The following is a 21,887-nucleotide window of genomic DNA, read 5'->3' as shown; positions in this document are numbered from 1 at the left end:
AATTCATGACTGACACGGTTGTATTGGTAACGGGCGGAAGCCGGGGGATCGGCGCTGCCGTCAGCCGCAAGGTTGCGGCGCTCGGTCACAAGGTGATCGTCAACTACACGCACAACCAGGCTGCCGCTGATGCTCTCGTCGAAGAAATCAAGGCGGCCGGCGGCGAGGCCGTGGCAGTTCAGGGGGACGTCCAGAACGAAGCCGACGTGCTGCATCTTTTCGCCGAAGCCGACAAGCTCGGCACTCTCAAGGGTCTGGTCAACAATGCCGGTGTTGTCGACTATTCCCAGCGCGTCGATGAAATGACCCTGGAACGTCTGACACGAATGTTCTCCATCAACGTGATCGGCGCCTTCCTGTGTGCCCGCGAAGCGGTCAGGCGCATGTCGACCAAGCATGGCGGCACCGGCGGTGTGATCGTCAATCTCGGGTCTGCAGCCTCCAAGCTGGGGTCACCTTCCCAATATGTCGACTATGCTGCCTCCAAGGGGGCTATCGATACCATGACTGTCGGATTGGCGCTGGAAGTTGCCGACGAAGGTGTTCGCGTCAACGGTATTCGTCCCGGCATTATCGACACCGATATCCACGCCTCGGGCGGCCATCCTGACCGGGTGGCCCAGCTCAGGTCCAAACTGCCGATGAAACGTGCCGGAACCGCCGACGAGGTGGCCGAAGCGATTCTGTGGCTTCTCTCCGACCAGTCCAGCTATACGACCGGTGCCATCCTCGATGTCTCCGGCGGCCGGGCAATCCTTCCCTAACCCCCATTCAAACCAGAAATGAAAGAGGCAAAGGCGACCAAAATGTCCCAATATGATCTCGTCGTCATCGGAACCGGTCCTGGCGGCTACGTCTGCGCGATCAAGGCTGCGCAGCTCGGCCTGAAAACGGCTGTCGTCGAAAAACGCGCAACGCTTGGCGGCACCTGCCTCAACATCGGCTGCATTCCGTCCAAGGCGCTGCTGCATGCCTCGGAAATGTTCGAGGAAGCCGGCCACGGTTTCGAAAAACTCGGCATCAAGGTCGCAAAGCCCAAGCTCGATCTGCCGGCGATGATGGAACACAAGACCGGTGTGGTCGATGCCAATGTGAACGGCGTTGCCTTCCTGATGAAGAAGAACAAGATCGACGTTCACACCGGTACCGGCAAGATCCTGGCCAAAGGCAAGGTCGAGGTTACCGATGCCGACGGCAAGGCGAGTGTACTGCAAACGAAGAACATCGTGATTGCCACCGGTTCCGACGTCATGCCGCTGCCGGGTGTCGAGATCGATGAGAAGCAGGTGGTCTCTTCCACCGGCGCTCTGGAACTGGACAAGGTGCCCGGCAAGCTGCTCGTCGTCGGTGGTGGTGTCATCGGCCTTGAGCTCGGCTCCGTCTGGAATCGTCTCGGGTCGGAAGTGACCGTGGTCGAGTTCATGGACAAGATCCTCGGCCCGATGGACGGTGACGTTTCCAAGAACTTCCAGCGCATGCTGAAAAAGCAGGGCATGGAATTCAAGCTGTCCTCCAAGGTCACGGGTGTCGAGAAGAAAGGCAAGGGCCTTGCCGTGACTGTAGAGCCGGCAAAGGGCGGCGATGCGCAGGTTCTTGAGGCCGACATCGTTCTGGTTGCCATCGGTCGCCGTCCATACACGGAAGGCCTGGGCCTTGATGGGGCAGGTGTTGCCCTGGACGAGCGCGGCCGCGTCAAGATCGACACCCACTACAAGACCAATGTCGACGGCATCTACGCCATCGGCGATGTGGTCGTCGGTCCGATGCTGGCCCACAAGGCCGAGGACGAAGGCGTTGCCGTTGCCGAAATGCTGGCAGGCCAGGCTGGTCACGTGAACTATGATGTCATCCCGGGTGTTGTCTACACCCAGCCGGAAGTCGCTTCCGTCGGCAAGACCGAGGAAGAACTGAAGGCGGCCGGCGTCGAGTACAAGACCGGCAAATTTGTCTTCTCCGCAAACGGTCGCGCGCGCGCCATGAACAAGACCGATGGCTTTGCCAAGGTTCTGGCGGACGCAAAGACCGACCGCGTGCTTGGTGTTCACATCGTCGGCTTCGGTGCCGGTGAGATGATCCACGAAGCTGCTGTCCTGATGGAGTTCGGTGGATCTTCCGAAGACCTTGCGCGCACCTGCCACGCCCACCCGACCATGTCGGAAGCGGTCAAGGAAGCAGCCCTCGGCGCATTTGCGAAGTCGATCCACGCGTAATCAACGCTTGAACGATGTCTTTTCGATATCGGTCGGGGCATCCGGTCACCGGGTGCCCCGTACCATTTTTGTTTGATCGGCCGTCCTGCGGACCGGCTGATGTCATTCAAGTTTGAAGTTCTGCAAGTAAACGTAAAAAATGCCGCGCATCTGCAACTAATACGCTAGAGTGTTGTCCTGTCAGGGGTGGTGCATTTCAACAAAAGGCAGGAGATGCTTTGCTTGAAAGGCAACGGGGCAACAATCAAAATCTGAATTTCACCCGCGGCTGGCTGCCAGTCGTTGCAGGCGGCGTATTGCCGTTGGTTTGCGGCCTGGTGTTTTTCTGGCCGGAGCGAACCATCCCCTACGTGGATGACCTCTTCTTTATTCCCTGGGCATCCGAATTTGCGCAAACGGGCCGTCACTTGAATCCGCTTCTTGCGGTCCAGTTTCCGGGGCTGGAATCCTATCATCTCCAGCCAAGGCTTCATTTCATTCTGTCCGGATGGTTTTTGAAAGCCACGGGGATCAGCACCGCGACAATCGTCCTGTACGAATTCCTCTGTTACGTGGCAACCAGCCTGGTCTTCGTGGTGTTCTGCCTCAGATTGAACCTTCGCACCGCTGCGCTTTTCACACCGTTGATCTTTGCGCCCATGTATGTCGTTTCCGGCTTCCGGCTGGAACTGACGGGTTCATTCATCTGGATGCTCGGACTGCTGCTGGTCCTGCCGGTTGCAGTCAGGGCAGGTACGGGTGACACGCGGCAGACCGGTCCGGAAACCGTTTCCGCCGTTGCGGGTACCGCGCTTTTGGGAATTGCTCCGCTGACTGCACTGTCCATGCTTGCCTGGAGTGTTGGCGTCATCGCCGTTCTTCAGATCTGGAGGCTCAGGACGCGGCAGGCAAGTCTCGTGCGTGTGCTGAGTGAAGGCCTTGTCGCCCTGGCTATTGCCTTTGCCCTGTTTGCGGTCTCGGTGAACTTCGAGTTCGCCGAATTCTTCCGGCAGATCGCCTATCATTCCAGCCGGTCACATGGCTCCGGCAAGTTCAATGTGGAAGCGATCTTCCGGGCTGCCATGTTTGCAGGCGTATCTTGGTTTGTGTTCCGCAAGTCCCGCACCGCCGGGATGATCGGCTTTTGCCTTGCCGCTGGACAATTCTTCGGCGCCTTCGTGCACGACCGGCCGCTGATCCGGAATCTTGCGGCCGCAATGTTGTTTCTGTTGGCAGTCGACGTGCTGTTGAAAGACCGCTGGCACAGGCTGAAGCTTGGCCTTTGCGCCGCATTGGTGCTGGCGCTTTCCTCCAACTTCATCGTTTTCTATGTGCTGTCGGAACCGTTGCCGAACAGGCAAGCTGTGGTCGAGGCCTACCGGCAGGATCTGGCGGACGGAAAGCGGGTCTTTATCGACGAAACGATGGCCCACCATTTTCTGGATCAGAAAACGTCCGGTGCCCTGTCCTGGACCTGGGGAGGTACTTTTCCCAAGGGGCGGCCGACCAGTATGGCAGACCTGAAGGAAGGCGACGTCTGGTATGTCAGCGAATATACCCTGCTCGGCTACCTGAAAGGCAGGCATGACGTTGCTGAAAGGGTTTGGCCGAAGAACGACTATCCCCACGTCCTCCAGTTCTCCTGCATTCTGGGCCGTCATTCCTGTAATCTGCCTGCCAAACGCTGGACAATGATGCGTCTGGAAAGGCTAGGGGGAACGGTGATGGCAACGGAACTCGGCTCAGGCACCGAACCAAGACCGATAGACGAAAGCTAGCAGCACGCTCCCTGGCGGCTGCCATCGGCACGAACGTGCGTGCCGTAGGGGAGACACGGGACTGGACAAGGCTTGCCTGAAGCCGGGCAAAAAGGCGTGTCAGTGCTCCTTCAGGCAGAGGCCATGGTCGCCGAAAGCCTTCAGAACGTTGCATTCGGTCACCGTGTGGTCGCCTTCGCAGCTTGTTGCAATGCGCTTCAACTCCGCCTCCAGTTTGCGCAGGTGGGCAATCCGCTGGCGCACTGCCTTCAACTGATCTTCGGCAATCCGGTTGGCGGCTTCGCACGGTTTGTCCGGATGCTGGCTGAGGTCTAACAGGTCGCGGATGGCCGGCATTGGCAGGCCGAGGTCGCGGCAATGCTTGATGAAGCCAAGCCTTTCCAGGTCGCAGGACCGGTAGCGCCTCTGGTTGCCCTCGCTGCGGATCGGCGCTTCCAGCAGGCCTTCCTTTTCGTAATAACGAATCGTCGGAATCTTCACGCCGGTCCGTCTTGAAAGGTCACCAATTGAAAAATCCATAAAAAGCCTCTTGAAGCTCTAGTCGCTATAGCAATTACAAGGGACAGGAACCGAAAATCAAGCGACTCGAACAAGGAGTGCATCATGGGTGCCTGTTGCGGACATTCCCACGGAACATTTGACGGAATGTCGAAGGACTATCGCCGCCGGCTCTGGCTGGTGATCGCGTTGAACGGTGGCATGTTCATCGTCGAGATGATTGCCGGCCAGGCAGCCGGCTCAAAGGCGCTGCAGGCCGACGCCCTCGATTTCTTCGGCGACGCGGTCACCTACGGCATATCATTGGCTGTCATTGGCGCATCGCTGAAGACCCGGGCCCTGGCTGCGCTTGCAAAGGGCACAAGCCTGTTTCTGATGGGCGTCTGGGTGGCTGCCACCACGCTATATCAGGTGTTCGTGCTTGGCGTACCGCAGGCCGCGGTGATGGGCTCCATCGGCTTTCTGGCGCTGGCCGTAAACCTTGCCAGTGTCCTGCTGCTGGTCCGATACAAGGATGGTGATGCCAATGTGCGCTCCGTCTGGCTGTGTTCGCGCAACGATGCCATAGGCAACGTCGCCGTCATGTTGGCGGCCGCCGGTGTCTGGGGAACGGCAAGTGCCTGGCCGGACCTGATTGTCGCCGGTCTCATGGCGGCTCTCTTCGTCAGTTCCTCCGTCCAGATCCTGAGCCAGGCCATAAAGGAATACCGGCACAAGACGGAGCACGAAGTGGCGGCTGAATAATTCGCCCTTGCCAGAACATGACTCAAGCGGTGGTGCTTCCCAGATGCACCACCGTTATTTCCAGAGGAACACCGAATCGGACCGGCAGGATCGAGCAGCCAAGACCTCCGGAAACGATGAGGTGGCGGGGCTCCGTTTCAAGGCCCAGGTGCCTTGCCAGCTTCGTCCCTTCCGTTTCAACGATGTGGCCATAGGCGTAGCTTTTGACGCTGCGTTTCGGAAAGGCCGGTTTGTAGCCGAAACAGTTGACTTGCCCGCCATGGGTGTGACCGCTGAGCGTCAGGCTGACGCGGCCCGGCACTTCACGGATGATGTCGGGCTCATGTGCCATCAGCAGCACGGGGGCATCGTCCGTCACCTGGGCAAGCGTGCCGGTCAGGTCATCCAAACCTTTCCAGCGGTGCCGCTTGATCTTGCGGTGCGGTCTCAGCGCCAGCTGGTCGTCGATGCCGGCAAGCCAGAAAGCCTGGCCGTCCTTATCGAACCGTTGAGCCCGGTTCTGGTAAAGGGGAATGCCGGCGTTCAGCAGCGCTTGACCATATCTGGTCGGCCCACCACCAGTCAGCTGCGCGTCCGCGTCGTCCCACCAGTCGTGATTGCCGAGAATGGCGTGGGTCCCGAGCGGGGCCGACAGATCACCGAAGAGATCAGCCCACGCCTGTGGCGGGATCGGGTCGTATTGCCATTTGTGGCTGGCCACATAGTCGCCCAGCATCAGGATGATGTCGGGCTTCAGAGCGTTGGTCTGCCGGACGATGGAGCGAACTCGCTCCAGCCCCATCCAGGGATCGCAGACATGCGGGTCGGCTATCAGCGCGGCTTTCAGGTTCAGCCCTCTGGGCCATCGTGGAGGCGTCAGGTGATAATGCTTCAGGCTGAGCCGAAAAGGCTCAACGCCAATCGCATAGGCAGGAGCGGAAACGGCACCCAACATTGCGATGCCACAGGTTTGCAGGAAACGGCGTCTGGAAATCATGAGATTGTATCAACCGGTTCTTCAGGATAATCCCGAGTGAACCGGGCTATTGAGGCGTCGATACGGCCCGATAAAGGCAGGTTTCAGCAGATTTCGTGCAGACGGTATTCAGCCGAAAAAAAAGCCCGCTGCGGAGCAGCGGGTCTTGGTCTGGAGCTTGTTTGCCGGTGGGGGTCACTCCGATACGGTTTCGCCGGTGGTCGGCTGAATTACGGTCTCGCTTACGATTGCATCGCTGAGATCGTTGGTGGCGATGGCCACATCCGAGTCGGTGTCCGGGAGGACGGGCGTTTCCGCCACTGTCATCTGTTTGGACTGGGCTGTCTTGTTCCAGCTGCATGCAGCGGCCGGTGCAATTGCAAACGCGGTTACGGCAAGGGCCGCAATGCCGGTGCTCAATAGGCGCATGTTACATCTCCGTCCGTTGGCCTGCGCTACACTTGCGCAGTCTTACGTAAGGTAAGGGAAAATGGAGGTCTGACAAGGAAAAAGCGAAAGGCGATTGTCGTCGCACTGCCCCTGACCGGTTACTCGCGCTGGAGATTGTAGGTGGTCTCGGTTCGCGGTTCGGAGAGATCGTTGACGACGTTGATCACGTGAACATCCAGAAGCTCGCCAAAGGCCCGCAATGTCAGTTGCTTGCTGCTCAAGAAACCGATCAGCAGCACCTGGATGGCACCATCTGAGCGCAATTCCCCTTTGGTCCAGCCCCACTTGCAGTCACGCGGGATGCAGGAGGTGAACGCGCGTACGCGCACATGCACCGCTTCATTCTCGCAGCGGCTTTCCACCTCGACGCGCGAGATCTCCTTCGGTTTGGCATTCGGATTGACCCAGACGCCGTCTTCGGGAAGTGGACAGTAGACGCGCTGCGCCAGCGAGGGCGCTGCCGACAGTAGAAGAAGACCGGCTGCGAGTAGTATCAGACGCATTCGTTATCTCCCGGCGAAACAGGCTGTTTCAGCAACCTAACCGTTTGTGGCGGAAGCGGCTACAACGGAGTTGGAACTAACATGGGAATCGAACGAAATTCCCCGCAAACAACAGAGACTTATCATGCAATCACTCGAAACGCGGCGGTTTCGTCTGCGCTTGCCGGAAGAACCGGACTTTCCAGTCTACAAGGCGTTCTACGAGAACGGCGAGACCTCGCACTTCTATGGTGGACCGTTGCGCGCGGATTCCGCTTGGCGCGTGCTGGCAAGCCACCTCGGCCACTGGCAACTGCGCGGCTATGGCATGTGGGTTATCGAACCGAAAACGGGCGCAGATATCATCGGCGGTTGCGGCTTCGTTTGGCCCGAAGGCTGGCCGAGACGGGAGCTGACCTGGTGGCTGATGCCTCAGGCACGCGGCACCGGTGCAGCCGTGGAAGTCTCGCAGGCGGCAATCCGCCATGCTTACGAAGTCTATGGCTGGCCACTGGTCGAAACGCATATGAAGGATGACAACGAGGCAGCAAGGGGACTGGTGCGCAAACTTGGCGGCGAGCCGATTGCGCGCGAGATGTTTCCTGACGGCAAGGAACGGACGGTCTACGGATTTCCGAAACCTGAGGGATCCTAACGGCGCGGATGAGCCTTGTCGTAGGCGGACAGGAGATGGGCGCTGTCGATTTCCGTATAGATCTGTGTTGAGGCAAGGCTGGCGTGGCCAAGCAGTTCCTGGATAGTCCTGAGATCACCGCCGCCAGCCAGCAGATGTGTGGCAAAGGAATGGCGCAGGGCATGCGGGGTCGCGCTGTCCGGCAGGCCCAATGCACCGCGCAGGCGTGCCATGGCCAGCTGGATCATGCGCGGGTTCAGCGGACCGCCGCGGGCACCGAGAAACAGGGGGCCATCGGGCGAAATCGCATAAGGGCAAAGTTTCAGATAGTGCTCCACCGCCTGGCAGACCGCCGGCAGGATCGGGACAATCCGTTCCTTGCCGCCTTTGCCGACGACACGAAGTGTCTTCGTCCCGGTTTTGGGGGCCATTGCACCGGTCAGCGACAACGCTTCCGAAATCCGCAGGCCGCAGCCGTAAAGCAGGGTCAGGACAGCGGCGTTGCGGGCTTCCAGCCACGGCTCGCGTTCCATCGCCAGGTCACCGCTGGTCACGTCGATGGCGTCCTTGGAGGAGACCGGTTTCGGCAGGGATCGGGCCTGCCGTGGTGGCCGCACGGCGGAAGACGCCGCGGCGTTCACTTCGCCCCGCCGCTCCAGGTACCTGAGGAAGGACCGGATCCCGGCAAGGCCGCGGGCGAGAGATCGGCTCTGGGCGCCGTTACGGCGGCGGCTTGCCAGGAAGCCTCGGAAGTCGGCCGGGCGGAGCGCCGCAATTTCCTTGAGGTCCGGTGCCCCGCCCAGATGGTTGGTCAGGAAGCGCAGGAACTGGCGCAGGTCGCGTTCGTAGGCAAGCAGGGTCTTGTCGGAAAGGCGTCGCTCATCGGACAGGTGGTCAAGCCACTGGTCGATGCGGCGGTTGAGTTCCGGCCGGGCGGTGACGAGCAGCGATTCGGATTTGGAGGATGCGGCACACATGGTGCCAATGTGATGCCGGATCCCCAACGGTTCCGTTAACATCGCGCCACATGGCGGCTATTTTTCGTCAAACCGGCCGACAGGTGGTCCCACTCCCACCAGGAGGTGAACTGGACTGTCGAGATCTCCGAGCCTGATCGACTTGTCCCCCAACGCCAGGCAAAAGGTATTGGGCCGTCCTGTTGCCCTTGGCAGGCGCCGGTCACGGCAAACAAAAACGGCCCGGAAATCCGGGCCGTTCGTTTGTCTTAAAGGTAGGTGATCAGAGAATGCTCTGGCCGGTCTTGGCCCAATCGGCCAGGAAGGCTTCAAGGCCCTTGTCGGTCAGCGGATGCTTGACCAGGGCCTTCAGCGTTGCCGGCGGTACGGTCGCGACGTCGGCGCCGATGATGGCGCAATCCTTCACGTGGTTCGGCGTGCGGATCGACGCAGCCAGAATTTCCGTGTCGAAGCCGTAGTTGTCGTAGATCACGCGGATTTCGCGGATCAGCTCAAGCCCGTCGGCATGAATATCATCCAGACGGCCGATGAACGGCGAAATGTAGGTTGCACCGGCCTTGGCTGCGAGCAGGGCCTGATTGGCCGAGAAGCACAGGGTGACGTTGGTCTTGGTGCCTTCTTCGGTCAGCTGCTTGCATGCCTTCAGGCCATCGAACGTCAGCGGCAGCTTGATGACCACGTTGTTTGCGATCGCGCCAAGGACGTGCGCTTCCTTCATGATCGTGTCGAAATCGGTTGCGGCCACTTCGGCGGAAACATCGCCTTCGGTGATGGCGCAGATTTCTGCGATGACTTCCTTGAAGTCCCGACCGGACTTTGCGATCAGCGAGGGGTTGGTGGTGACACCGTCAAGGAGGCCGGTTGCTTCCAGTTCCTTGATTTCAGCCGTGTCGGCCGTATCGACGAAGAATTTCATCTGTCTTTACTCCCTGTAGGGCTACCGGAGCGTCGCCGGAAACCTGGTCCCGGCTAGCGGGACAAAACGATTGCGTGGTCAGCTGGGCTCTCTTTACCCTAGGATGATGACAAGAAGAACCCCTGATTCTCTGGTGGACGAAATTTTTGCGGTACGTACCTCAAGGATGGCGAGGCTTGATCCCGGTGACCGGACGGGCAATGTCTCGCCAGGGTTCGGGCCGTGCTTGGCGCATGGTTTCGCGGCCGTTCCCGGAGCGATGAGGACCTGACACCCAGTGCTGTTCGACGATCCAGACTTCCAGGAAACCATTGCCAGCGTGCTGGTGCCGGTCGCGGTTGCGGGGGCCTATACCTACAAGGTGCCGCCCGGCCAGTCCGTGGTTCCGGGCACCATCGTCAAGGTACCGCTCGGCCCGCGCGAGGTGATTGGAGCTGTCTGGGATATCGAGCCGGACGCGGCCATCAATCCAAAGAAACTGAAGACCATTTCCCATGTCTACGACAAGACGCCGCCGCTTGATGATGATCTGCGCCGGTTCGTCGACTGGGTAGCGAACTGGACACTTGGCGCACCGGGGATGGTGCTGCGCATGGTGTTGCGGTCCGAAGAAGCGCTGGAACCGGAGGCGCCCGTTCCCGGTGTCCGCCGTATCGAAGGTGCCGAGCCTGATCGTCTGACGCCGGCACGCGGGCGCGTTCTGGCGACCATGGAAGACGGCTTTGCCTGGACGAAAAGCGGCCTTGCCCACGCTGCCGGCGTGTCCGCTTCCGTCATCGACGGCCTGCTTCAGCAAGATGTCCTGGAAACCGTCCTTATGCCGGCGGCTCCTCCGCCGCCGAAACCGCAACTGGACTATGCGCAAAAACCGCTGACCCCGGCGCAGCAGGCCGCGGCAGACGGCCTGACTGCCTGTTTCGGCAAGGGTGGGGCCGTTGCCCTGATCGACGGTGTCACCGGCTCGGGCAAGACGGAAGTCTATTTTGAGGCGATTGCCGAAGCCTTGCGCAGGGGAAAGCAGGCGCTGGTGCTGCTGCCTGAAATCGCACTCACCGAACAGTTCCTGCGGCGCTTCGAACAACGCTTCGGGGTCTATCCGGCCGAATGGCATTCCCAGATCACGGTCAAGAACCGCTCGCGGGTCTGGCGCGGTGTGGCGTCCGGTGATGTGCGGGTGGTGATAGGGGCCCGCTCCTCGCTGTTTCTGCCGTTCAAGGAACTAGGCCTGATCATCGTCGATGAAGAACATGATGCAGCCTTCAAGCAGGACGACCGGGTGCCTTACAGCGCACGCGACATGGCTGTTGTCCGCGGCCATCTCTCCGGCTTCCCCGTTGTTCTGGCGTCGGCCACGCCATCCGTGGAAAGCATCGTCAACGCAGAGGTCGGCCGCTACAAGCTGTTCGAGCTACCCGAACGGGCATCCGGTGCTGCCCTGCCGGACCTCATGGCCATCGATATGCGCCAGGACGGGCCGGAACGGGGACGCTGGCTGGCACCTGGTCTGGTCCACGGCATCGCCGGCACCTTTGCCGAAGGGGGGCAGTCGCTACTGTTTCTCAATCGGCGCGGTTATGCACCGCTGACCCTTTGCCGTACCTGCGGCCACAGGTTCCAATGCGCTCATTGCAGCGCCTGGCTGGTGGAGCATCGTTTTCAGAAAAAACTCGTCTGCCACCACTGCGGCCATCAGGAGCCGGTCCCCAAGGCCTGTCCGTCCTGCCAGTCGGTAGACAGTCTGGTTGCCTGCGGTCCCGGCGTGGAAAGAATCGCCGAGGAAGTGACCGAGCTCTTTCCGCAGGCGCGTGTGCTCGTGCTTTCGTCGGATATTGCCGGCGGGCCGGATCGGCTGAAGCGCGAAATGAAGATTGTCGAGGAAGGCGGGGCCGACATCGTGATCGGCACGCAGCTGGTCGCCAAGGGGCATAACTTCCCGCTGATGAAACTGGTTGGCGTGGTGGATGCGGACCTTGGCCTTGCCCATGGCGATCCGAGAGCTGCGGAAAAAACCTTCCAGCTGCTTGCCCAGGTGACAGGCCGTGCGGGCCGCGTCACCGGCGGCGGCAAGGGGTTCCTGCAGACCTACAATGCGGATCATCCCGTCATCAAGGCGCTGCTTTCAAGCGACAAGAAGGCGTTCTATCAGGCCGAGATCGAGGCAAGGCGGGCAGCAGGTCTGCCGCCGTTCGGGCGTCTTGCCGCAGTCATCGTCTCCGGACCAGACAGAGGATTTGCGGAAGGCTTCTCAAGGGCCATTGCCCGTGCCGCACCGCCGGATCAGGCCGTCACGCTCCTTGGGCCTGCGGAAGCCGCCCTTGCCATGGTGCGCGGACGCTATCGTTTCCGCCTGCTGGCAATGGCCCCCCGCCAGTACGATCTGCAAGCGTATCTGCGGCATTGGCTAAGCATCGGCCCGAAGCCCACGAAGGGGCTGCGCCTGCAAGTGGACATTGACCCGCAGCATTTTCTCTAGGTGGTTTTTGCATCCATGGGGAAAAGCGCCTGCCGTTCATACGAGTCATACGAGTTCGGCGTGGGAGAATCGGGTGGAACCGCAGGGTCATTGTTTGCAATTGTGGCAACGCTGCTGACGGCAATAATCCCGCTGTCCGCGCAGCTGCGGCAAAAACGCCCTCCTGGCTTGCCCCTTTCAGCCCTGCGCAAAGGCCTTTTCGCCCGCTCTGCAGAAAACCGTCTAAAGGTTTATGACGGTGCGGAGACGTTGATCTGAAACGTTTTTTATCGACCTTTGACAAAAAACACCGAGGAATCGGCAATAACAGTCTTTAGGCGAAGTTGCACACTGAGAAACCCTGTGCTAATTGAGGCGCGGCTTTGGGGGCAGCGGTTTAACCGTCATACCTTCTGACCTTGAAATCATTCATTTTTTCAATGCTTTGCGAGCGCTGGCCGTTTCGCGGGCATGAAAAACGTCAGAGAGCACGGACCTGGTGACTGACAACGTATCTCTCGTATCCGGCGTGGCACAGCGTTATGCGTCCGCCCTTCTCGACCTCGCCGAAGGCGAAGGTGTAACGGCTGACGTGGAGCGGGATCTGACAGCTTTCGAAGGCATGCTTGCCGAAAGCGAAGATCTCGTCCGTCTCGTGAAAAGCCCGGTATTCAGTGTGGAGGAGCAGCTTGCAGCGCTTACCGCACTTCTCGACAAGGCAGGCATCAAAGGCCTGGCTGCTAATTTCGTGAAGCTGGCAGCCCGTAACCGGCGCCTCTTCGTTCTTCCCGGCATGATCAAGGCATTCCGCACCCTGCTTGCGCAAAAGCGTGGTGAGGAAACGGCTGAGGTAACTTCCGCAGCTGCTCTTTCCGACGATCATGTCGCTGCCCTGAAAGAAGCTCTCTCGGCTTCCACGGGCAAATCTGTAAACATCGTGGCAAAGGTTGATCCTGCCCTGATCGGTGGCCTCGTGGTCAAGGTCGGCTCCCGCATGATCGACACATCGCTGCGTACCAAGCTCAATTCACTCAAGTTCGCGATGAAAGAGGTCGGCTGATGGATATTCGGGCCGCGGAAATCTCCGCAATCCTCAAGGACCAGATCAAGAGCTTTGGCCAGGAAGCCGAAGTTTCTGAAGTCGGTCAGGTGCTCTCCGTCGGTGACGGTATCGCCCGTGTTTATGGTCTGGACAAAGTCCAGGCCGGTGAAATGGTCGAATTCCCGGGTGGTATCAAGGGCATGGCCCTGAACCTGGAAACCGACAACGTTGGTGTCGTTATCTTCGGCTCCGACCGTGACATTAAAGAAGGCGACACCGTCAAGCGGACCGGCGCCATCGTGGAAGTGCCGGTCGGCAAGGGCCTCCTGGGCCGCGTTGTTGACCCGCTCGGCAACCCGATCGACGGCAAAGGCCCGATCGAGGCAACCGAAAAGCGCCGCGTGGACGTCAAGGCGCCGGGCATTCTGCCGCGCAAGTCCGTGCACGAGCCGATGTCTACCGGCCTGAAAGCCATCGACGCCCTGATCCCGGTTGGCCGTGGTCAGCGCGAGCTGGTCATCGGTGACCGTCAGACCGGCAAGACCGCGATCATTCTCGACACCTTCCTGAACCAGAAGCCGCTGCATGCTTCTGACGACGAAGACGCCAAGCTGTACTGCATCTACGTTGCTGTCGGCCAGAAGCGCTCCACCGTCGCTCAGTTCGTGAAGACCCTGGAAGACGCCGGCGCGCTGGAATACTCCATCGTCGTCGCCGCTACCGCTTCCGACGCTGCTCCGCTGCAGTTCCTGGCACCGTTTGCCGGCTGCGCGATGGGCGAGTTCTTCCGTGACAACTCCATGCACGCCGTGATCGGCTACGACGATCTGACCAAGCAGGCTGTGGCCTACCGTCAGATGTCCCTGCTGCTCCGTCGTCCGCCGGGACGTGAAGCTTTCCCGGGTGACGTTTTCTACCTGCACTCCCGTCTGCTGGAACGTGCTGCGAAGCTGAACGAAGACCATGGCAAGGGCTCTCTGACCGCACTGCCGGTTATTGAAACCCAGGGCAACGACGTGTCCGCGTTTATTCCGACCAACGTGATCTCGATCACCGACGGTCAGATCTTCCTGGAAACGGATCTGTTCTACCAGGGTATCCGCCCGGCCGTGAACGTCGGTCTGTCGGTGTCCCGCGTGGGTTCCTCCGCTCAGATCAAGGCGATGAAACAGGTTGCCGGCCCGATTAAGGGTGAACTGGCTCAGTACCGCGAAATGGCGGCCTTTGCCCAGTTCGGCTCCGACCTCGACGCCACGACCCAGCGCCTCCTGAACCGTGGTGCACGTCTGACCGAACTTCTGAAGCAGCCGCAGTTCTCGCCGCTGAAGACCGAAGAACAGGTTGCAGTCATCTATGCCGGCGTGAACGGCTACCTGGATGCAATCCCGGTCAACCGCGTGAAGGACTTCGAAGAAGGCCTGCTTCTGTTCCTTCGTGGCGAGCACATAGCGCTGCTCGACGCCATCTGGGAGAAGAAGGCACTCGACGACGAGCTGACTGGCAAGCTGAAAGCTGCCATCGACGCGTTCGCCAAGAACTTCGCTTAAGACCACGCCGGGATAAGGAGCAGGGGCGGCCATGCCGAGCCTGAAGGACTTACGAAACCGCATCGCTTCCGTTAAGGCGACGCAGAAAATCACCAAGGCCATGCAAATGGTGGCCGCGGCGAAGCTGCGTCGTGCTCAGGAAGCTGCGGAGGCCGCGCGCCCCTATGCGGAACGCATGGGTGCGGTGCTGGCCAACCTCGCGGTGGCCTTCGAGGGGCGCGACGACGCTCCGAAGCTCATGTCCGGCACCGGCAATGACCAGGTTCATCTCCTGCTCGTTGCCACGGCCGAACGTGGACTGTGTGGGGGCTTCAACACCAACATTGCCAAGCTTGCGCGTGAAAAAGCGCGCAGCCTGCTGAAGCAGGGCAAGACGGTCAAGATCATCTGTGTCGGCAAGAAGGGCTACGACTCCCTGAAGCGTGAGCTCGGCCAGCACATCATCAAGACCATCGACCTGCGCAGTGTTAAGAACGTTGGCTTCAGCAACGCGGACGACATCGGCCGCGAAGTGCTCTCCATGTACGACAATGGCGAGTTCGACGTTTGCACGCTGTTCTATTCGACTTTCAAATCCGTGATCGCGCAGGAACCGACTGCAACTCAGCTGATCCCGGCCCATTTCGAGGCTGGCAGCACTGATGCAGGCGCAGGTGCCAACGCGGTTTACGAATATGAACCGGAAGAGACAGAGATCCTTGCGGATCTGCTGCCGCGCAACATCTCCGTTCAGATTTTCCGGGCACTTCTGGAAAATGCTGCGTCTGAACAGGGTGCACGTATGTCCGCAATGGACAACGCGACCCGCAACGCCGGCGAGATGATCGACAAACTGACGATCAACTACAACCGCCAGCGCCAGGCTCAGATTACGACGGAACTGATTGAAATTATCTCGGGCGCGGAAGCGCTCTAACGGGATCGAGACGAGGATTAGGGATATGGCTGACAAAAAGGTCGGACGGATCACCCAGGTCATCGGCGCCGTTGTCGACGTCAAGTTCGATGACCACCTGCCGCTGATCCTGAACGCTCTTGAAGTTGACAACCAGGGCACGCGTCTTGTGCTTGAAGTTGCTCAGCACCTTGGCGAAAACACGGTACGTACCATCGCGATGGACTCCACCGAGGGTCTGGTGCGCGGTCAGGAAGTGGTCGACACCGATGCACCGATCGTGGTGCCGGTTGGCGACGGCACCCTGGGCCGTATCATGAACGTGATCGGCGAGCCGGTCGACGAAGCCGGTGAGATCCCGCACGAAAGCAAGCGCGCGATCCACCAGGACGCTCCGGAGTTCATCGAACAGTCCACCGAAGCTGAAATCCTTGTGACGGGCATCAAGGTCGTTGACCTTCTGGCTCCGTACGCAAAGGGTGGTAAGATCGGCCTGTTCGGCGGCGCCGGCGTGGGCAAGACCGTTCTCATCATGGAACTGATCAACAACGTCGCCAAGGCGCACGGCGGTTACTCCGTGTTCGCAGGTGTTGGCGAGCGTACTCGTGAAGGTAACGACCTTTACTGGGAAATGATCGAATCCGGCGTGAACAAGGAAGGCGGCGGAGAAGGCTCCAAGGCAGCTCTGGTTTACGGCCAGATGAACGAGCCCCCGGGAGCCCGTGCACGTGTTGCTCTGACCGGTCTGACCGTTGCAGAACACTTCCGTGACCAGGGCCAGGACGTGCTGTTCTTCGTGGACAACATCTTCCGCTTCACCCAGGCGGGTTCCGAAGTGTCCGCACTTCTCGGCCGTATCCCGTCCGCTGTGGGCTACCAGCCGACGCTGGCCACCGACATGGGCGGCATGCAGGAGCGCATCACCACCACGAACAAGGGCTCGATCACGTCCGTGCAGGCCGTGTACGTTCCGGCCGATGACTTGACCGACCCGGCACCGGCTTCGACCTTTGCTCACTTGGACGCAACGACGGTTCTTAACCGCTCGATCGCTGAAAAAGGCATCTACCCGGCTGTGGATCCGCTGGACTCCACTTCCCGTATGCTTGATGCCCGCATCATCGGTGAAGAGCACTACGAAACGGCTCGTGCGGTTCAGGTTACTCTGCAGCGCTACAAGGCTCTGCAGGACATCATCGCCATCCTGGGCATGGACGAACTGTCTGAAGAAGACAAACTCACCGTTGCCCGCGCACGTAAGATCGAGCGCTTCCTGTCCCAGCCGTTCTTCGTGGCCGAAGTCTTCACCGGTTCTCCGGGCAAGCTGGTTGCCCTCGAAGACACCATCAAGGGCTTCAAGGGTCTGGTCGAAGGCGAATACGACCACCTGCCGGAAGCTGCTTTCTACATGGTTGGCTCCATCGATGAAGCCATCGAGAAAGCACAGCGCCTGGCTGCTGAAGCCGCTTGATCGGCGAATTGACCGGACGCCCGTTATCGGGCGTCCGTCTTCTTCATGCTTGATGGCTTGCCATCAGAATTAGACTGACAAGGAAGACGCCAAATGGCTGAACTTTTCCAGTTTGAGTTGGTCTCGCCGGAGCGCCAGCTCCTCTCCGAACAGGTCGCAGAGGTCGTTGTACCGGGCGCCGAAGGCGAGTTTGGCGTTCTGAAGAACCATGCCCCGTTCATCTCCACCATCCTGCCGGGCATCCTGAAGGTGCGCAGCAGCGAAAACGGTGGCTGGGACGAATATTTCGTCCGCGGCGGTTTTGCCGATGTTGCTGCAGGCGGTCTCACCGTTCTGGCCGAACAGGCCGTTCCGGTTGGCGAGATCAGCCGTGAGCAGCTCGACCAGGCGATCCAGGATGCGCAGGAAGATGTTTCCGACGCCAAGGACGATGCCTCGCGGCAGAAAGCCGAAATGACACTGGCTCAGCTCAAGGACGTCGCAGAAGCCCTCACCAAGGCCTGATTCGACCCCCTCAAGCTTCATTCAATGACGCGGTCCGGCAACGGACCGCGTTTTTTGTTTTTGGGGGAAGCGATCGGTCAAGTAAGCAAGAGGCACTGTTCCGACGTATCTGGCAGGCTACCTCTCAAACATTCGGCTCTCGATCAGAAAGCCGAACGTCAGGCGCGAGCAAACCGCGCGACGTCTTCTTCTTCGAAGAACTTGAACCCGTTACGCCCGTTATGCTTGACCTCGTATAGCGCCATATCGGCGCGCTTTATCACTGGACGAGGATCCAGTTCCGTGCCCGTTATCGGAGAAATTCCGACGCTGACACCAACCGAAATAATGTGATCCTGGACAGCGAACGGTGCCCCGATCTTGCGGACGATACGATCGGCGATCTCTGCCGTACTGGCGTTGCCGGAACCTGTTCCTGTCAGGATAATCCCGAATTCGTCGCCGCCGAGACGCGCGACAAGATCTGAGGACCGGACACACTCGCGCAGTCGCTGCGCGACTGTTTTAAGAAGTTCGTCGCCGACATCATGACCGAAACTGTCATTCACCGGTTTGAACTTGTCGAGATCAAGCAGCATCAGGTCGCCTGCAATGCCATTGGCCGATGCAGCATTCAGGGCTTCGTCCAGCTTTGCATTGAATAGCGTTCGGTTGGCGAGCCCGGTCAACGTGTCATGGTGAGCGGCAAACTGGATCTTTTCAGCCGCCAGTTCACGCGAAGTGACATCTTCATGCGTACCGATCCAGCCGCCTGCCGGCAAGGGCGCATGGACTGCGCTGACAATCCTGCCGCTGGGATGTTTGAACTTGGAACGGACCACTTCGCCGGCTGAAAGACGGATCATCAGATCCATGACGTGTTCCTGAACGTCGCCTTCGAATTCGCCGCGCTCCTTCTCGGCCTGGATCAATTCGATAAGGCTCACACCCTCGTAAACATCGCCCTCAGGCTTGTTGAAGATCTCGATGTACTGCCGGTTCCACAATGACAGCCGTCCACGCGCGTCGAAGACGCTGACACCCTGGCGCATATTGGCGAGAATGGCTTCCAGTTCCTGCGAGCGATGCCGTGCCAGCCGTTCGTTCGCAGCAAGTTGTTCTTCCAGGTTCTTGCGGTCGGTGATGTCGTAAAAATTATGGATCAGACCACCTGACGGTAGTGGCGTGCTCCGGGTTTCGATGTAGGTGCCGTTCGCGGCGCGCCGTTCGAACACCTGCGATTTTTTCAGGTCGTACTTCCGATACCGCTCCAGAGCGAGAGCCTCTGGGTCTCCAGGGCCATAGTCACCTCTTCGAGCGTTGAAGAGAAAGAAGTCGTAAAGATAAGGCCGCCCTTCAATCAACTCATCAGAATATTCGAGAAGGTCGCGGAACTGCTGATTGCTCGAAGCGAGCCGGAGCGTTTCATCGTAGTGAACGATCCCACCCGGAAAGTTGTCGAAAATGCTTTGCAGCGTGTCGGCCTGCTGCTTGGTCTCGGTAATGTCCGTCAGGGAGACGACGACACCGTCAAGATCGAACTCCTGATCGTCGTCGATTGGCATGGCGCTCAGGCGAAGCCACTTCCTCGGGCGCCCGTTGGTGGGGGAGAGACGGGCGATGACGTCCCTCAGTGATCCCGGGTCGCGGGCAGCAAGCTCCAGCGGTGCATCGCACGGACCCTTGTCTTCAAGATCACAGCGAAGGCCAAAATCAATGTCGGTTACGTTCAACCCGACCAGCTCCCTGCCGGTCACGCCCAGCAGGTCGATCGCAGCAGGATTGGCTGACTGGATCTCGCCGGTATGTGTCAGCAGAAGAATACCTTCGCTGAGAGACTCGAGCGTTGTCCTTTGGACGGCCTCGGAATACCGTAAGATGTTCTCTGCCCGTTTGCGCTCCGAAATATCAAAGAAACTGGTGATAAGGCCGCCGCTCGGCAGAGGGATACCACGGACTTCCAGATGTGTCCCATCGGGGCTGACGCGCTCGTAAATATGCGGTTTGGGATCATTGAAATACCTGAACCGTTCTTCCAGAAGCTTGTCCGGGTCTCCCGGACCGTAGTCTCCCCGCTTTGCCAGATATGTCGCCACTTCCAGCAACGGCGCCTTGCGATCAATAAATTCCTGCGGCAATTGCAGAAGGCGCTGAAAATCCTTGTTGCAGACCGCAAGCCGTCTGTCGGGGTCATAATAGACGAGACCACCCGGCAGGTTGTCGAAAATGGCTTGCAAAGCGATGAGCTGCCGCTTGGTCGCGGTGACGTCGGTCAGGGAAAGGACAACGCCGTCGAGGCCATACGCATTGTCGTCGCCAATCGATTTCGCATTCAGCCGCAGCCAGACGGACTGGTCGGTCCCGCGGCGGGTCACGTTTGCAACGACGTTACAAACCTTGTCCGGATTGACCGCAGCCTGTTGCAGGGGATTGCAGCCGGAAACGTGGCCGTCTTCTTCGCATTCGATATCGAGGTCGAGATCCTGAAGCTTTTGACCTTTCATTTCCCCGACGGTGTAGCCGAGCAATGCAGCTGCTGCAGGATTGAAGGACTGGATCTGTCCGGCTCTGTTGACGAGGAGAATCCCTTCGCTCAGGGATTCCAGGGTGGTGCGATGGACCGCTTCGGAATGAAGCACGGCCTGTTCGGATTGCTTGCGTTCGGTAATGTCCTGGAAGGCACCGATCAAACGGGTCGCGCGACCATCTTCGATGATGGGCCTGCCCGCGGTGCGAACCCAGATCTCACGCCCCTTGGCGGTCACGAACGGGAGTTCAAGATCCCAGGCAACGCCTTCCTTGACACTTTTGATGACGGCATCCGAGATCTGGCGACGGCAATCCGGTGCGTAGAAGGAAAGCGCCATATCGACAGTTGGAACGAAGTCGTCATCCACTTCATGGATTTCGCAGGTTTTTTCCGTCCAGGTTACCGTGTCGGTATCAATATCCACTTCCCAGCCGCCAACACCGGAAACGGCCGTGATCTCTTCCAGCAGATCGCTCTTGCGCATCGCAAGCCGTTGCTGTTCTTCGGCCGCCCGAAGGGCAGATTGCGTATCACTCTGGGCGCGATGAGACTTCATCAGACCGAGGACGATCGATCCCATACGCTGCAGTTGGCGGAGCTGTGTTTCGCTTGGCTGCCGTGGTTTGGTGTCGACGACGCAGAGTGTCCCAAGGATGTGCGTGCCATCCAGGCACAACGGCAAGCCTGCATAAAAGCGTGTGTAGGGTGGACCGGCAACGAGGCTCGTATCGCGGAAGCGGGGGTCTTCAAGGGCGTTGGGAACGACCATCAACTCACGCGAGAGGATCGCCTGATCGCAAAAAGTGCCTTTTCTTGGAGTGCCGTCGACGTCTATGCCGATCTTGGCCTTGAACCAGAGGTCATCCTTTCCGACGATGGAAATGAAGGCCATCGGGGCATCGAAGATCGTGGCAAGGGTCTCCACGAGATCGTCATATTCCGGCAGGCGTTCAGAATTGAGAATCTTAAGGGTCGCTAGTGCGTCCAGGCGGTCCTGTTCGCTGTCTCCCTGCACAGGGGTCATGATACACTGTGCCTCTCTGCCGAACGCGTCACTATCTCGGTTTTAGTTTGTTTACTCTTAGGTATAGAACTAAAACAAAGTATTAACTTTGCGAGATTGAATTAAATTGTCCATAAAGGCAGGGTTGTTTTGCGCAGTGAGGGTGATTGTATTTTAACGAAGAATCGCCTCTAGGTAATATTCAGTAAGAATATTTGCTTAGATCGAAAAAATCGCATGAAATCTTCAATTCACGCAGAGGTTGCTCGATGTTGACATGCCTTTCGTCTAACCATGCAGGCTTGAAATCCAGCACGGGAAAATCCGGGCAATAAAAAACCCGGCCTAGGGGCCGGGTTTCGAGGTACGTGGTGTTCCACGGAATATCTGCTTTTTTAGTTCAAGCAGCTTGTATTCTTATGCCGCGCGGCGGAAGGACAGGCTCATGCCACCACCGGAACGGTTGCGGCGGCGCTCTTCCGGCGGGATGTAGACGATGGCGCTATGTTCGGTGCAATAGGAGACACCTGCTTCGACGCGCGTGCTGCACGGGAAGATGTAGTTACCAGAATCACCTTCTGCCCATTTGCAGCAGCCCGGGCGCGGGAGAGACAAGTCAGCCATGACGTTTTCCTTCGTTCTTCTTTTAACCAAGCGACAAAAGCGCTCGAGCATCCTCGGGAGGGAGGATCCGAACAGCTTTCGACAGGAATCGGATGTAAGCGGCGCCCGGGACGTCATCCGTTGTCCAACCCAATTGGGTGCCCTTCAGCAAGCGCAGGCATTACATAAGCGGCATGTCACAAAATTGCAATAGAATAGCTGACAATTCCGGCCTGCA

The 21,887-nt window shown here is 59.1% G+C and carries 20 protein-coding genes; 11 read left to right on the top strand and 9 right to left on the bottom strand.

Translation table 11 applies throughout. The features are described from left to right. Positions 1–5: 5 nt before the first annotated feature. Together ACP90_RS25590 and lpdA are read left to right on the top strand one after the other, a co-directional pair. The gene (locus ACP90_RS25590) at positions 6–764 is read left to right on the top strand and encodes an SDR family oxidoreductase (protein WP_022999010.1); all 759 of its coding nucleotides are present in this window, start codon (positions 6–8) and stop codon (positions 762–764) included. 42 nt (positions 765–806) lie between these two features. Then, positions 807–2,210, top strand: coding sequence for a dihydrolipoyl dehydrogenase (gene lpdA, locus ACP90_RS25585; protein WP_062492000.1), 1,404 nt, complete (start codon positions 807–809; stop codon positions 2,208–2,210). A gap of 164 nt (positions 2,211–2,374) precedes the next feature. Here the strand turns inward: lpdA and ACP90_RS28325 are convergent, their stop codons facing one another. After that, complete coding sequence (locus ACP90_RS28325) at positions 2,375–2,683, bottom strand: hypothetical protein (RefSeq protein WP_145915845.1); 309 nt, start codon at positions 2,681–2,683, stop codon at positions 2,375–2,377. 21 nt (positions 2,684–2,704) lie between these two features. Here ACP90_RS28325 and ACP90_RS25580 point away from each other — a divergent pair, with 21 nt between their 5' ends. After that, complete coding sequence (locus ACP90_RS25580; protein ID WP_145915844.1) at positions 2,705–3,967, top strand: hypothetical protein; 1,263 nt, start codon at positions 2,705–2,707, stop codon at positions 3,965–3,967. 99 nt (positions 3,968–4,066) lie between these two features. Here ACP90_RS25580 and ACP90_RS25575 read toward each other — a convergent pair whose 3' ends face one another. Next, the gene (locus tag ACP90_RS25575; RefSeq protein ID WP_062490809.1) at positions 4,067–4,486 is read right to left on the bottom strand and encodes a helix-turn-helix domain-containing protein; all 420 of its coding nucleotides are present in this window, start codon (positions 4,484–4,486) and stop codon (positions 4,067–4,069) included. Between the two features lie 84 nt (positions 4,487–4,570). On the opposite strand from ACP90_RS25575, the gene ACP90_RS25570 reads away from it, so the two are divergent. Next, positions 4,571–5,209 carry a cation transporter gene (locus ACP90_RS25570; RefSeq protein ID WP_031268677.1) on the top strand — a complete coding sequence of 213 codons (639 nt, stop codon included), beginning with the start codon at positions 4,571–4,573 and terminating at the stop codon, positions 5,207–5,209. A gap of 22 nt (positions 5,210–5,231) precedes the next feature. On the opposite strand, the gene ACP90_RS25565 is transcribed toward ACP90_RS25570, so the two are convergent. The 3 genes from ACP90_RS25565 to ACP90_RS25555 form a co-directional block, all read right to left on the bottom strand. Continuing rightward, positions 5,232–6,185, bottom strand: a complete 954-nt coding sequence (locus ACP90_RS25565; RefSeq protein WP_062490807.1) for a metallophosphoesterase — start codon at positions 6,183–6,185, stop codon at positions 5,232–5,234. A 174-nt stretch (positions 6,186–6,359) separates the two neighbouring features. Next, positions 6,360–6,593: a hypothetical protein gene (locus ACP90_RS25560; protein WP_145915843.1), complete on the bottom strand. Its 234-nt coding sequence runs from the start codon at positions 6,591–6,593 to the stop codon at positions 6,360–6,362. 119 nt (positions 6,594–6,712) lie between these two features. Further along, the gene (locus ACP90_RS25555) at positions 6,713–7,117 is read right to left on the bottom strand and encodes a hypothetical protein (RefSeq protein WP_062490803.1); all 405 of its coding nucleotides are present in this window, start codon (positions 7,115–7,117) and stop codon (positions 6,713–6,715) included. Between the two features lie 124 nt (positions 7,118–7,241). Here ACP90_RS25555 and ACP90_RS25550 point away from each other — a divergent pair, with 124 nt between their 5' ends. Further along, the gene (locus tag ACP90_RS25550; RefSeq protein WP_062490800.1) at positions 7,242–7,751 is read left to right on the top strand and encodes a GNAT family N-acetyltransferase; all 510 of its coding nucleotides are present in this window, start codon (positions 7,242–7,244) and stop codon (positions 7,749–7,751) included. Here ACP90_RS25550 and ACP90_RS25545 read toward each other — a convergent pair. Next, a complete protein-coding gene (locus ACP90_RS25545) occupies positions 7,748–8,707 on the bottom strand; it encodes a tyrosine recombinase XerC (protein WP_062491998.1) in 960 nt (319 codons plus the stop codon). The genes ACP90_RS25550 and ACP90_RS25545 overlap by 4 nt on opposite strands. A gap of 262 nt (positions 8,708–8,969) precedes the next feature. Next, positions 8,970–9,623: a fructose-6-phosphate aldolase gene (gene fsa, locus ACP90_RS25540; protein WP_022999000.1), complete on the bottom strand. Its 654-nt coding sequence runs from the start codon at positions 9,621–9,623 to the stop codon at positions 8,970–8,972. A gap of 277 nt (positions 9,624–9,900) precedes the next feature. Here fsa and ACP90_RS25535 point away from each other — a divergent pair, with 277 nt between their 5' ends. From ACP90_RS25535 to ACP90_RS25505, 6 genes are all read left to right on the top strand, one after another. Beyond that, positions 9,901–12,096 (top strand): primosomal protein N', encoded by a 2,196-nt coding sequence (locus ACP90_RS25535; RefSeq protein WP_062490799.1) that lies wholly within the window; start codon positions 9,901–9,903, stop codon positions 12,094–12,096. A gap of 478 nt (positions 12,097–12,574) precedes the next feature. Next, positions 12,575–13,135: a F0F1 ATP synthase subunit delta gene (locus tag ACP90_RS25525; protein ID WP_022998997.1), complete on the top strand. Its 561-nt coding sequence runs from the start codon at positions 12,575–12,577 to the stop codon at positions 13,133–13,135. Beyond that, the gene (gene atpA, locus ACP90_RS25520; protein ID WP_062490794.1) at positions 13,135–14,664 is read left to right on the top strand and encodes a F0F1 ATP synthase subunit alpha; all 1,530 of its coding nucleotides are present in this window, start codon (positions 13,135–13,137) and stop codon (positions 14,662–14,664) included. Before ACP90_RS25525 ends, atpA begins: the two co-directional genes overlap by 1 nt. A 31-nt stretch (positions 14,665–14,695) precedes the next feature. Continuing rightward, entirely contained in the window at positions 14,696–15,580 is an 885-nt protein-coding gene (locus ACP90_RS25515) for a F0F1 ATP synthase subunit gamma (protein WP_062490793.1), read from the top strand. Positions 15,581–15,596: 16 nt separating this feature from the next. Continuing rightward, entirely contained in the window at positions 15,597–17,030 is a 1,434-nt protein-coding gene (gene atpD, locus ACP90_RS25510) for a F0F1 ATP synthase subunit beta (protein ID WP_173013971.1), read from the top strand. Between the two features lie 93 nt (positions 17,031–17,123). Beyond that, positions 17,124–17,534: a F0F1 ATP synthase subunit epsilon gene (locus ACP90_RS25505; protein ID WP_022998993.1), complete on the top strand. Its 411-nt coding sequence runs from the start codon at positions 17,124–17,126 to the stop codon at positions 17,532–17,534. Between the two features lie 158 nt (positions 17,535–17,692). Here ACP90_RS25505 and ACP90_RS25500 read toward each other — a convergent pair whose 3' ends face one another. Continuing rightward, positions 17,693–21,067, bottom strand: a complete 3,375-nt coding sequence (locus ACP90_RS25500; protein WP_062490791.1) for a PAS-domain containing protein — start codon at positions 21,065–21,067, stop codon at positions 17,693–17,695. A 396-nt stretch (positions 21,068–21,463) separates the two neighbouring features. Beyond that, positions 21,464–21,670 (bottom strand): hypothetical protein, encoded by a 207-nt coding sequence (locus ACP90_RS25495; RefSeq protein ID WP_022998990.1) that lies wholly within the window; start codon positions 21,668–21,670, stop codon positions 21,464–21,466. Positions 21,671–21,887: the final 217 nt, after the last annotated feature.

It is taken from the genome of Labrenzia sp. CP4, from assembly GCF_001579905.1.
Taxonomy (GTDB): domain Bacteria; phylum Pseudomonadota; class Alphaproteobacteria; order Rhizobiales; family Stappiaceae; genus Roseibium; species Roseibium algicola.
Note: the sequence above shows the minus strand (reverse complement) of the source record. Positions and strands in the feature narration are given on the sequence as shown.